The organism is Prosthecobacter sp. (assembly GCF_029946185.1).
Taxonomy (GTDB): domain Bacteria; phylum Verrucomicrobiota; class Verrucomicrobiia; order Verrucomicrobiales; family Verrucomicrobiaceae; genus Prosthecobacter.
This window is the reverse complement of record NZ_JAQSEA010000299.1, coordinates 1-11,068: the sequence shown is the minus strand read 5'-3', so window position 1 is coordinate 11,068 and position 11,068 is coordinate 1. Positions and strand designations below refer to the sequence as shown.

The 11,068-nt window shown below is 59.8% G+C and carries 13 protein-coding genes; 8 read left to right on the top strand and 5 right to left on the bottom strand.

The annotated features are described in order from the left end of the window. Together PSV43_RS24525 and PSV43_RS24520 are read left to right on the top strand one after the other, a co-directional pair. Positions 1–985: DR2241 family protein (locus tag PSV43_RS24525; protein ID WP_300203920.1), on the top strand; the 985-nt coding region annotated here is incomplete at its 5' end. Between the two features lie 187 nt (positions 986–1,172). Then, positions 1,173–2,408, top strand: a complete 1,236-nt coding sequence (locus tag PSV43_RS24520) for a DUF1015 family protein (protein WP_300203916.1) — start codon at positions 1,173–1,175, stop codon at positions 2,406–2,408. Positions 2,409–2,496: 88 nt separating this feature from the next. Here PSV43_RS24520 and tilS read toward each other — a convergent pair whose 3' ends face one another. Further along, entirely contained in the window at positions 2,497–3,465 is a 969-nt protein-coding gene (gene tilS, locus PSV43_RS24515; protein WP_300203913.1) for a tRNA lysidine(34) synthetase TilS, read from the bottom strand. 209 nt (positions 3,466–3,674) lie between these two features. Here tilS and cobA point away from each other — a divergent pair, with 209 nt between their 5' ends. Further along, positions 3,675–5,201, top strand: a complete 1,527-nt coding sequence (cobA, locus tag PSV43_RS24510; RefSeq protein ID WP_300203909.1) for a uroporphyrinogen-III C-methyltransferase — start codon at positions 3,675–3,677, stop codon at positions 5,199–5,201. 170 nt (positions 5,202–5,371) lie between these two features. Here cobA and PSV43_RS24505 read toward each other — a convergent pair whose 3' ends face one another. Continuing rightward, entirely contained in the window at positions 5,372–5,704 is a 333-nt protein-coding gene (locus PSV43_RS24505; RefSeq protein ID WP_300203906.1) for a hypothetical protein, read from the bottom strand. Positions 5,705–5,726: 22 nt separating this feature from the next. Further along, positions 5,727–6,179, bottom strand: coding sequence for a MarR family transcriptional regulator (locus PSV43_RS24500; RefSeq protein ID WP_300203903.1), 453 nt, complete (start codon positions 6,177–6,179; stop codon positions 5,727–5,729). An 85-nt stretch (positions 6,180–6,264) separates the two neighbouring features. Here PSV43_RS24500 and PSV43_RS24495 point away from each other — a divergent pair, with 85 nt between their 5' ends. The 4 genes from PSV43_RS24495 (at position 6,265) to PSV43_RS24480 (ending at position 7,893) form a co-directional block, all read left to right on the top strand. Beyond that, entirely contained in the window at positions 6,265–6,444 is a 180-nt protein-coding gene (locus PSV43_RS24495; protein ID WP_300203899.1) for a hypothetical protein, read from the top strand. Between the two features lie 100 nt (positions 6,445–6,544). Continuing rightward, complete coding sequence (locus tag PSV43_RS24490; RefSeq protein ID WP_300203896.1) at positions 6,545–6,967, top strand: hypothetical protein; 423 nt, start codon at positions 6,545–6,547, stop codon at positions 6,965–6,967. A 14-nt stretch (positions 6,968–6,981) separates the two neighbouring features. After that, positions 6,982–7,179, top strand: a complete 198-nt coding sequence (locus tag PSV43_RS24485; protein WP_300203893.1) for a hypothetical protein — start codon at positions 6,982–6,984, stop codon at positions 7,177–7,179. Positions 7,180–7,194: 15 nt separating this feature from the next. Then, positions 7,195–7,893, top strand: a complete 699-nt coding sequence (locus tag PSV43_RS24480; RefSeq protein WP_300203890.1) for an HPP family protein — start codon at positions 7,195–7,197, stop codon at positions 7,891–7,893. 30 nt (positions 7,894–7,923) lie between these two features. Here the strand turns inward: PSV43_RS24480 and PSV43_RS24475 are convergent, their stop codons facing one another. Further along, positions 7,924–8,622, bottom strand: a complete 699-nt coding sequence (locus tag PSV43_RS24475; protein WP_300203888.1) for a hypothetical protein — start codon at positions 8,620–8,622, stop codon at positions 7,924–7,926. 232 nt (positions 8,623–8,854) lie between these two features. Further along, complete coding sequence (locus PSV43_RS24470) at positions 8,855–9,994, bottom strand: transporter substrate-binding domain-containing protein (protein ID WP_300203886.1); 1,140 nt, start codon at positions 9,992–9,994, stop codon at positions 8,855–8,857. A 98-nt stretch (positions 9,995–10,092) separates the two neighbouring features. Between PSV43_RS24470 and PSV43_RS24465 the strand changes: the two genes are divergently transcribed. Then, positions 10,093–10,968: a hypothetical protein gene (locus PSV43_RS24465; RefSeq protein WP_300203884.1), complete on the top strand. Its 876-nt coding sequence runs from the start codon at positions 10,093–10,095 to the stop codon at positions 10,966–10,968. The last annotated feature ends 100 nt before the right edge of the window (positions 10,969–11,068 follow it).

Below are 11,068 nucleotides of genomic sequence, written 5' to 3'. Positions count from 1 at the left end.
CTTCGCGGAAGTCATCGACGCCTACATGGAGGAGGCACCCTTCGTCGCCGAATGGGCCAAGCTCACCACCGCGCCCAATGTCGTCGTCGTCCCCTTCTTCATCGCCGACGGCCTGCACAGCTTTCAAGACATCCCCGTGCTCCTCGGCATGCGCGAAGAAGTCGGTGCCGCACTCAGCGAGGTCGGCGTTTTCCATCAAAACCCGCACCATCTTCAGGACCGCAGCATCTACTACAGCGGCGCCATCGGCACCGAGCCCCTCATGGCGGATGTCATTCTCGATCAGGTGCACGACTTCGACGCCAAGCATCAGGTCCAAGACAAAAAAGGCATGCCGAACGACGAGGTAAAGTCCTCACTCGCCTACTGGCTGAACTCAGGCCTCGATGAACTCGGCGAGATCGTCATCACCACCAATCACGATGGCTCCTACTCGCTCTGCCACATCGCAGATCGCGGTGCAGAGAATTTACAAGTTTACCACACGGCCAATGACGCCCTGCTCATCGCCCGAAACGACGCCAGCGGCACCTTCCGCCCCCTGCACACCGCCCCCACCTTGAATCGCGGCTGGCGGCTTGATCTCGCCACCCTCGAAGACCTGCGCCTCGCCCTCGATTTCTTCTATCCCGCCGCCATCGGCATGGCGCGTGCGCTTGAGCAGGAAAAGCTCACCGCCGTCCCGCTGCGCGACCTCCTCGGCCGCCAGACCGGCATGTACCGCTTCGTCAACACCATCACCGATGACCAGGCCCACGCGCTCATTGGCAAAACCTGCGCGAACACGAAGTGCCTCCGCCGCATCCTCTGGCCCCTCACCGCCACGCAGCCCATGGCCGGAGCCGCCGCTGACAAAACGCGCCCGAATCACGCCCCCAACGCCGTCCCCCTGCTCTGCATCGAAGCCTGCACGCATGTCGTCTCTGCGGCACGCAAAGCGGCACGGGAGAATCATGAGGCGAATGCGGCAAAGAGTGCGGTGTGAAAGTTAGTCAGTTGAGCCCCTCAACGGCTTTCTCGCCGACCAATTTGCAATTCTAAGTTTTCAGTTCTCAGTTTACAATCTCCTGCCGGTCTGCGCTTGCCCAGCTTTGACGAACTTCCATTCAAGCCAGGCTTCCTAGCTATCCTCTGCGATTGACAACCGCCCCCCCCTCGCTTTATCCCGCCCCATGCGCATCCGTTCATTCAAAGGTCTCGTCCCCACCCCGAAAAACGTCTCCGAAGTCGCCGCCGTCCCGTACGACGTGGTGAACCGTGAGGAAGCCGCCGCCCTTGCCAAGGACAAGCCCTTCAGCCTGCTGCATGTGGACCGCGCGGAGATCGGCCTCGACGCGGAAATCGACCCCTATTCCGCCCCTGTTTACGCCAAAGCACGCGAGAACTTCGACCGCCTGCAAAAAGACGGCATCTTGGTGCGCGAGGACAAGCCCTGCATGTACCTCTACCGTCAGGTCATCGCCGGCCACAGCCAGACCGGCCTCGTCACCGTCTGCCACACCGAGGACTACGAGAAGGACATCATCAAGAAGCACGAAAAGACCCGTCAGGACAAAGAGGACGACCGCACGAATCTGGTCGATTCCCTCAATGCCAACACCGGCCCCATCTTCCTCACCTACCGCCAGCGGCCGGGCATCAGCGCATTGATCGAGAGCTTCATGAAGGATGAGAAGCCTATCAACGACTTCACTGCGCCTGATGGTGTGCAGCATCAGCTCTGGCGGATCTCGCTGGGCCTGTGCGTGTCCCTAACCGGCTTGTTTGAGAGCCAGGTCCCCTGTGCCTATGTGGCAGACGGCCACCACCGTGCGGCCAGCGCCTTCCGCGTCAGCAAGCTGCGCCGTGATGCCAACCCCAGCCACACCGGCGAGGAAAACTACAACTGGTTCCTCAGCGTCCTCTTCCCCGGCAACGAACTCAAAATCCTGCCCTACAACCGTGCGGTGAAGGACCTGAACTGCCAAGACCGCGAAGAGTTCCTCAAGAAGGTGGGCGAGATTTTCACGATCAAGCCCACCACGCTCAAGTCCCCCACCAAGCCCGGCCAGTGCTGCATGTACCTCAAGGACCAGTGGTATGAGCTCACCTGGGAAGCCGCCAAGGACGCCAGCCCCATCGACCAGCTTGACGTCAGCATCTTGCAGGATCGCCTGCTCAAACCCCTTCTCGGCATCGACGACCCGCGCACCAGCAAGCGCATCGACTTCATCGGCGGCATCCGTGGTCCCGAAGAGCTGGAAAAACTCGTGAACGCCAAGGAACACACCGTGGCCTTCTCCATGTACCCAACCACCGTCGAGCAGCTCATGGCCATCTCCGACGTCGGCCAGATCATGCCACCCAAGAGCACCTGGTTTGAGCCCAAGCTGCGCAGCGGACTCTTCGTGCATACGCTGGAAGGTTGATCTATAAAGTACTCGCGAGCTTTAGCTCGCTCTGGTCAGCGCGTGATCGTCCTAGAATTCAGAGTGAGCTAAAGCTCACGAGTACTTTCTACTCCACCCACATGCGCTTCGCCTTGCGGCGCAGGTGCTTGTCCCCCGGCAGATTGATCTTCGCGGCCCCATCCGGAGCCAGCATCTCCATCGCCGCTTCAATGACATCATGCTCAATGCCCGGCAGCTCCCACGCCTCGCGCAGCCACACGGCAAACACGCGTGACGACACCGCCGGATGCAAGGCCAGCAATTCCGGGGTGACCAGCAGCGAACGGTCCTCCTTCACGCTCCCTTCCGCCGTCAGAAACGCCAGCGCCTGACGCTGCAGGGCATCATCATCCTGCTCGGCCAATGAACCGAGCCGCAGGACCTGCGGCACAACGTCCCGGGCAAAGATGTCGTTCAGCAGCGGGAGGGCCTCATGCCGCAGCCGGTTGCGCCGGTGCTTGGGCGAGGTGTTGCTGGAATCCTCGCGGAATTTGAAGCGCTTCGATTTGAGATACGAATCGATCGCCTTGCGCCGCACGTGCAGCAGCGGCCGCACCAGATGCAGGCCCGTGTCCAGCCGCTGCACCGCATGCATGCCCGCCAGGCCAGCCAGCCCCGTGCCCCGGCACAGATTCGCTAAAATGGTCTCCGCCTGATCTTCCGCATGGTGCGCCAGCAGGACGACCCAGACATCGTACTTCTCAGCCATGCGCAGCAGCAGTGCATGCCGTGCATCACGGGCCGCCGTCTCGGTCGAAACACGGCTCTTTTCTGCCAGCGCCGCCACATCTTCAGTCTCGATCTCGCATTTCAGGCCATACTTTTTCGCCAGCCGCCGCACGAAAGCCGCATCTCCGATGGATTCATCCCCGCGCAGGCCATGGTTCAAATGGCAGAGGATGAGCTGGGTAAATCCCGCCTCCCGCAGCAGGTGCAGCAGCGCCACCGAGTCCCGCCCCCCCGAGATCGCAAGGAGCACCGGCTCAGCCGGATCACAGGAGGGGGGCAGATTCAAAAAGAGGTTGGTATGGGGCATGACGAATGAGAGTGGCACAGGCATTCCTGCGCGCGAAAATGAAAGTCCTACGGACATTCCTGTCCGCAGAGTGGGTTATCGTTGCTGCTAGGAGCACCCGCCCCACTATTCCGCAGCAAAACTCCGAATCAATGCCAGCTGACAACCAACTGTCATCCTTCCTTGCGAATGGTCGTGGTTTCGACACCTTGTACGCCCCCCTTTCCATCATGGCCACCAAGAAAACCACCCCTGGCATTTGTTACCTCGTCGGCGCCGGTCCCGGCGATCCCGGACTCCTCACGCTCAAGGGCAAGGAATGCATCGAGGTCGCTGACGTGCTCGTTTACGACTACCTCTGCAACCCCGAGCACCTGCGCTACGCCAAGAACGGTGCGGCAAGTATCTACGTCGGCAAGAAGGCGGGCGACCACACGCTCTCGCAGGAGGAAATTAATAAACTCATCGTCAAGCTCACCACCGAAGGCAAGATCGTCACACGCCTGAAGGGCGGAGATCCCGTGCTCTTCGGCCGTGGAGCCGAGGAAGCCGCCGAGCTCTACGAAGCCGGCGTGAAGTTTGAGATCGTCCCCGGCATCACCTCCGCCATCGCCGGCCCGGCTTACGCGGGTATTCCCGTCACGCATCGTTCGCATGCCTCGCAGCTCACGATCTTTACCGGCCACGAAGACCCCACGAAGCCCGACACCTCGCTCAATTATGAAAAACTCGCGCAGGCAGACGGCACCAAAGTCTTCCTCATGGGCGTGGAGCGCATCGAGGAAATCACCCGCGAATTCCTCAAGCACGGCGCCAAGCCGGAAACCCCCGTCGCCCTCGTGCGCTGGGCCACGCACAGCCACCAGCAGACCCTCGTCGGCACGCTGAGCGACATCGCCGCCAAGGTGAAGGCAGCAGGTTTCAAAGCACCCGCCGTTGCCATCGTTGGCGATGTCGTCACCGAGCGCCCGCAGTTGAACTGGTTTGAAGACCGCCCGCTGTTTGGCAAGAAGGTCGTCGTCACCCGCACCCGCGCGCAGGCCAGCGTGCTGAGCAAGCAGCTCTCCGTGCTCGGTGCCAACGTCATCGAAATGCCCACCATCCGCATCGCCCCCGTGGAAGACCAGATGTCCTTCGGCGAACTCGTGCAGGACTGCCACACCTACGACTGGATCATCTTCACCAGTCCGAATGGCGTGGATGCTTTCTTCACCATGTTTGACAAGCTCTACAACGACGCCCGCAGCATCGGCGGCGTGCGCATCGCCTGCATCGGACCCGGCACCGCTGAAAAGGTGAAGGCCCGCCACCTCGCCGTCGATCTCATGCCCGACAAAAAGCACTACGTCGCCGAAGGTCTCGTCAAAGCCTTCAAAGACCACCAGGACATGGACAACGTGAAGGTGCTCTGGGTCCGCGCCCAGGAAGCGCGCGAAGTCATCGCCAACGAACTCGCCGGCATGGGAGCCATCGTTGATGAATGCGAAGCCTACCGCACCATCGCCGAGACCGAGGACAACCTCGAAGCTCTCGCCCGCATGAAAGACGAAGGCGCCGACATGATCACCTTCACCAGTGCCTCCACCGTCGAGCACTTCCTCAATCTCAAAGTCGCCCTGCCCGAAGGCATCAAGATCGCCAGCATCGGCCCCGTCACCAGCGCCGCCATCAAAGCCCGCGGCCTCAAGGTCGATGTCGAAGCCAAGGAGAACAGCATCCCCGGCCTCGTGGCAGCGATCGAGAAGTTTTGGAGGTAGCAGTCGCAGGCTTGTGTTGCTCGCTTTGCCGCAGAGAGGCAAAGGAGCAAAGGGTGCAGAGATGAAGAATTATTGAGACTTGCGCAATAGGGTGACCGTCTTTTGAGCGGAATCAGTTTCTCCAAATCGCGCAGGACGATCTTGGCCAGGGCTCCTGATTGGAAACGCTTTTAATTAACCGAAGTCGGCATCATCGGCGGGAGCAAAAGCCAGGCAATCAACGAACCCCACAAGAGTGTCGCTTTCGGATAATTGTGCCGAACAAAAGTCGGCATCAAGATGTAGGCTGCAAAGAGATGACTTGTGTAGAGTACCAATTGAGAAGTCAGCCAGATCATAGGCTCTTCCCGCAACATCCTTACAGACAGCCCTCCAGCACCGACGTTCATCTCAAGAAGTAAGCGGCTTGCCACGGAAACAAGGAGCAAATCCAGCCAAAACGGCGAAATTGGCAGCCGATACTTCGACTCCACTGGCATATTGAACGACGCTTTGTTCTCCATTCATCGAAAATTATTCACAAATTCAACTCTTTGTCAGCCTCGTTCTTTCCTCGGATATAGCATCCCCCTGCCCGAGACGCTGGAGCAGTGCGCTCAACTCCGGCCCAATCAGACGCAGTTGTTCCCGGTGCAAGGAAGACAGCCCTTCCAGCATGCCTTCCCCATGGGAGGTGAGCTGAATAATCACCTGCCGCCGGTCCTCCGCTGAGGCATCGCGTTCCACCAGATCCTCCAGCACCAGACGGTCGATTAAACCGACGGCGCTGTGGTGTTTGATCTGCAGCCGTTCCGCCAGCTCCCCCACCGTAACGTGGTCGCGACCGGGAAATCCCTTGATGGCCAGCAGCGCCTGATGCTGCTGCGGCGTGATGCCCGCAATACCCGCTGCATCTTCACTGAAACGCAAAAATTTCCGCAGCGCGAAGCGAAACGCCGCCAGGTTTTCATATTGAGATTTGGAGATCGATTTGCGCATGGAGATGGGAGCAAGTGTAGCATTTTCCGGGCCTGGACTGCCCTGCCAGTTTGACATATATCGCATCACGATATTTAATCCCTCAATGCCAGTCCACTCAAATCTGCATGCCGCACTTACCAAGATGCTGCATCACGACATCGGCCGCCTTCCCGTAGTCGATCCCGTTGCTCCCACTCAAGTGATCGGTTATCTTGGCCGCGCCGCCATTCTCTCAGCCCGCCTGCGGCTCCATCACGAAGAAACCGTCCAACCCAAGGGCTGATACACCGCCGCCTCCACCATGCTGTTCATCATCAAAATATTGCTGATCAAGCTCTTCATCGCCGCCAGTGCTGCCGGCATCATTTATGCACTCTGCTGAGATGCCACGTTTCCACTACTTCCGAGATCCGTTGTTTCTGACCGCATGCGTGGCCTACGGCATCAACCGCTGCCTCATCAAACCGCATTCATTGCCGGGGTTCATGATGTTTCATTTCAATGACCTGTGGCTGATCCCCTGCGCGCTGCCGCCAGTGCTCTGGCTGCACCACCGCCTCGGGCTGCGTCCACAGGATGCGCCACCCCAGCCAGGCGAGATCGCAGGGCACCTCATCTTCTGGTCGCTGCTGTTCGAATGGGTCATCCCCAAACTCACGCACGCAGCGGGAGACCCGGCAGATGTCGCTGTCTATGCCATTGGCGCGCTCATCGCCGGCCTGTGGTGGAACCGTCACCGCTGGTTCGCAGCCTCCAGTTCTGGCCTCACGGCACCCGATCAATCTTCAACCGCCCCTTCCCGATGACGCAGCTTTCCTCCATGGGTGCGCCTCAGGACGAGGAGAAAAGCGCTGCGGCAAACACGGACGCGCTGCTTGCCTGGCTGCCCCTGCTGGCAAAAGCGGAAGAGCTGGAAGTCTTGGAGAAAGAAGAAGTCGAGCCCCTGCGCTATGCCAGCCCGCCTTGCTACCTCGCCGAATTTCCCGACGAAGACAGTACTGCTCACACGACAAAATAATCCATTTCCCTGCACGTGCCCATCCCCACCCTGCGCAAATGGCTCGGCATTGAGCTGATCGAAGTCAGCATGACGGAAAAAGCGGTGTCAACCTTGGGCGGCGGACTCGCCATTTTGGCATTGATCGCCATCTCCACCTACGCCCTCCCCGTGGGCGGTGCGGCAGCCCTGATCACCTCCATGGGGGCCAGCGCTGTGCTGCTCTTTGGCGTCCCGCACGGTCAGCTTTCACAGCCTTGGCCGGTCATCGCCGGGCATGGCATCTCCGCATTCATTGGTGTCGCCTGTGCGCAATACATCCATCACCCCGCCCTCGCCGCAGCCTGTGCGGTCGGTCTCGCCATCGGGGCCATGCAGCAGCTCAAATGCATTCACCCGCCCGGCGGCGCCACCGCCTTCACTGCCGTGATGGGGAGCAGCGCCATCCATCAGCTCGGCTTTGGCTTCGTGCTGTTTCCGGTGCTCACCAATGCCGTCGTCATGGTCCTGCTGGCCGTGCTCATCAACTACGCCTTCCGCTGGCGGCGTTATCCCAATGCCATCAACCGCCGCACCCAAAGGCCGCACTCAGCCCCGCCGGAGGATGACTCATTGCCCACGCACGAGGACATCATCGCTGCCATTCGATCCCGCGACTCCTTTGTGGACATCAGCGAAGACGAACTCATGGAGCTCATTGAGTTGCTGCGTTCTCACCCTGGCAAGTCCGCTTGATTCTGACTGAACTGAAGCACCGCAGAACTATCACGACTCAATCTCTGCTCTCCTCTGCGTCATCACCGTCACCACAAGGATGAAAAAGCACATCACCACAGAGAACAGCGGGAACTGCAGCGCCGCAGGCAGACTGTAAACCAGCGCAAGCGCAGGAATCCACACCAGCCAGTTCGTGATGAGCACCGTGGGGCAGGTGCGCGTCCAAAATTCGCGGTTCAAGGTTGGGCGCGTGCGTTTCCATGAGCCACCCAGTTCCACCCATCTCAGAGCGATGACATAGGTAGGCACAAACCAGACCGGGCTCATGATGAACTGGTCCACCAGCACCTTTTTCACCAACGTGGAGGGATCGTGCCCATCCCCAAACAACCAGGTCTGTAAGCGGTAGAACAGATCGATCTCCATGCCACGATAACCCCAGAACAGCATGAGCAGAACGAGACGTCTGCCCCACCCCTCCCGTGGCAGCGTTCCCATGATCCATTGAATGCCGGTGGGCATGATCACTGCAGCGAACAGGGTGGAGACGCAGGAGAAAGCGAAGGACCAATGCGTCTTGAACGCGCCCAGCGACTCCCAAAAACCCGCCAACGCCGGCACTTGGTAGTAACTGACCACGAGGGCCAAAGCGAACACATTCAGCACGAGGCACGGCACACGATTCTGCCGAAACACCGCCACGATGGTGGCGAAGATGCCAGGAGTGGATGAAGGAGTGGCAGACATGCGGTGCGCGATGCTTCATGTCTGCGAAAGGCCGAGATGGCAAGCAGCTTGATCTGCCCCATGGCGTGCCAGCAGCAGCTGCATTCGCCAGAATGCGGATGGCATGGGCGCTTGCGAAGAATAACCACGCTCTGGCGAACGTGGCTACATCGCACACTCTGCTACGCAGACAGCAAAAGAGCGACAGCTTTAAGCCGTCGCTCTTTCGTGGATTTAGAAAACTACGCAGCGCTTACTTGTCTTCGCCGAAGTACTTTTTGCGCAGTTCGTTGCCGACGCCCTCCTCGGTCAGTTTAAGAAGAGCCTGATTCAGGCTCTCACGCAGAGTGCTGTCCTGCTGAAGGGCGAATGAGTAGTTCTGAGTTTCGAACACACGACCGACCATCTGCAGCTTCTCGTCGTTGAGCTTGCCGGCTTCGTATTGAAGCACCGGCGCATCATACACCACAGCATCCACATCGCCCTTCTTGAGGGAGAGGACGCATTCCGTCACATTCGCCAGGGGCACCACCTTCGCGCCTTTGGCGGTGAGCCAGGTTTCCGTGGTGCTGCCTTTGATGGTGGCGACTTTGCGGCCGGGCAGATCGCTAGGACCATTGATGTCGCCCTTGAGGGTGTTGACGGTCAGGGTGGTGGTGAAGGAAGCCGTGAGCAAGGAGACCAGCACGATGCTCAGAAGCATCCAGACGACAGCCACGATACGACCACCGACGCCAACGGGGCCTTTGTTGTCAGCGCCGCCGACGAGCAGCGTGCTGATCGTCCACCAGAAGGACTCATGCATGCCCTTTTTGTAATCTTCCGGCCATTGGTCCCCGTTCAACGGATGCTCAAAGCGCCAGACGAGGTGGGAGATGATGAACATCGCCACCATGAGCAGGGCGAAAGCGCCGATGAGCTCGATGTTGAAGAGATTGCCGATGAGGGAAAAGATGCTGTCAGCAAAGCTGCCGCTGCCGCCATTGACCAGTACCTGCAAGCCAGACTCATAGAAGGGCTGCGTGAAGTCGATCACCTCTTCGCGCTTGGCCGTGACGCTGATGGCGCCCACTCCCACGTCCGCCGTTTTGTTTTTCAGCGCTTCGATGATCTCCGCCGCGCTGTTCACCACCGTGACATCGTAGTCCAGCTTCGTCTCACGGGCGAGCTGGTCCCACAGCTCAGCCGCATAGCCCACGCGGCGGCCTTCTTTATCAAAGGAGAAGGGTTCCAGATTGCGGGTGACGACGCGGATCTTATTCCCTGCGGCCGTGGCTGCGGGGGCTGATGCAGCTGCTGCGGGGGCCGGAGCCGTGACGGGAGCCTGGGCTGAAGCCTGCGGAAGCAGGCCGGTAAAGAATACGGAAGAGAAGAGTAGGAGAAGAGAGCGCATGAAGAGGGGGCCGACTCTGTCGTGCCACCGAGTCGAGTCAATGCAATCCCTCGACTTTGCCAGCTTGCGACACCGCGTGGTCTGCCCATTCATGGGGAATGACCGCCGAGTTTTTCCAGCAGATCTCCACCCACGGTGCCGCCGTGAATCTTTCCTCCCGCGCCAAGCTCCGCCTCACCGGAGCTGACCGGGTGCGCTATCTGAACGGTCAGGTGACCAATGACGTGCGGCGGGTCAAAACGACCGAGACACTCTACGCCTGTGTGACGGATGTGAAGGGCCGCATGGCGGGTGATGTCTTGATCCATGCGCAGGGAGACATGCTGCTGCTGGATGCCGAAGCGGACCTGCGCGAGACACTGGGAATGCGGCTGGAGCGCTACATTGTGGCCGATGACGTGGAGCTGACCGATGTGACCGAGGAATGGCAGCTCTGGCACGTGTGGGGTGGCGCAAGTACTCCTGCCAGCATCGGCGCGCAGGAGCACCCAAGTCACCTCCTGAGCTCCACGCGCTATGGCGTGGCAGGTCTTGATCTGTGGCTGCCTGCAGCCGCAGAAGCACCCACGCTCGATTCACGCGCCCTTTTGAATGCAGAGGATCTGGAAACCTGGCGCATCCTGCAAAAAGTGCCGCGCTGGCCGCACGAACTGAATGCCGAGACCTTCCCGCCCGAAGCGGGCTTGGAAGGCAAGGCGATGGATTTTGCCAAAGGCTGCTACATCGGCCAGGAGGTGCTCTCCCGCATCAAGACGACCGGCAAGATGCCGCGTGAGATGATCGCGTTTGAATCTGACGGCGTGGTGAATGTGGGAGACGAACTCTGGCATGAGAAACTCGTCGGCAAGATCACCAGCGTGGCAAAACACCCCGCTTCCGGCCTGACCATCGGTCTCGCGATGATCCGGCAGGGCACCGCAGCGGATGGCCTCCATGTCGGCAGCAGCACTGGGCCGTCGCTCGGGCGCGCTTAAAGGACTTGCAGTGCCTTTTTTGGCAGAAGCCCTGCGGCAACTCCAGACAAACAGCACGCATCAAAAAGCGCATGGTCCGGAGACCCTGCGCTAGGACTTG

Bases quoted from the DNA above. Each gene is read 5' to 3' on its own strand.
- PSV43_RS24475 (WP_300203888.1), bottom strand. From the start codon at position 8,622: ATGTCTGCCACTCCTTCATCCACTCCTGGCATCTTCGCCACCATCGTG.
- PSV43_RS24520 (WP_300203916.1), top strand. From the start codon at position 1,173: ATGCGCATCCGTTCATTCAAAGGTCTCGTCCCCACCCCGAAAAACGTC.
- PSV43_RS24465 (WP_300203884.1), top strand. From the start codon at position 10,093: ATGACCGCCGAGTTTTTCCAGCAGATCTCCACCCACGGTGCCGCCGTG.
- PSV43_RS24470 (WP_300203886.1), bottom strand. From the start codon at position 9,994: ATGCGCTCTCTTCTCCTACTCTTCTCTTCCGTATTCTTTACCGGCCTG.
- cobA (WP_300203909.1), top strand. From the start codon at position 3,675: ATGGCCACCAAGAAAACCACCCCTGGCATTTGTTACCTCGTCGGCGCC.
- PSV43_RS24485 (WP_300203893.1), top strand. From the start codon at position 6,982: ATGGGTGCGCCTCAGGACGAGGAGAAAAGCGCTGCGGCAAACACGGAC.
- PSV43_RS24500 (WP_300203903.1), bottom strand. From the start codon at position 6,179: ATGCGCAAATCGATCTCCAAATCTCAATATGAAAACCTGGCGGCGTTT.
- tilS (WP_300203913.1), bottom strand. From the start codon at position 3,465: ATGCCCCATACCAACCTCTTTTTGAATCTGCCCCCCTCCTGTGATCCG.
- PSV43_RS24495 (WP_300203899.1), top strand. From the start codon at position 6,265: ATGCCAGTCCACTCAAATCTGCATGCCGCACTTACCAAGATGCTGCAT.
- PSV43_RS24505 (WP_300203906.1), bottom strand. From the start codon at position 5,704: ATGGAGAACAAAGCGTCGTTCAATATGCCAGTGGAGTCGAAGTATCGG.
- PSV43_RS24490 (WP_300203896.1), top strand. From the start codon at position 6,545: ATGCCACGTTTCCACTACTTCCGAGATCCGTTGTTTCTGACCGCATGC.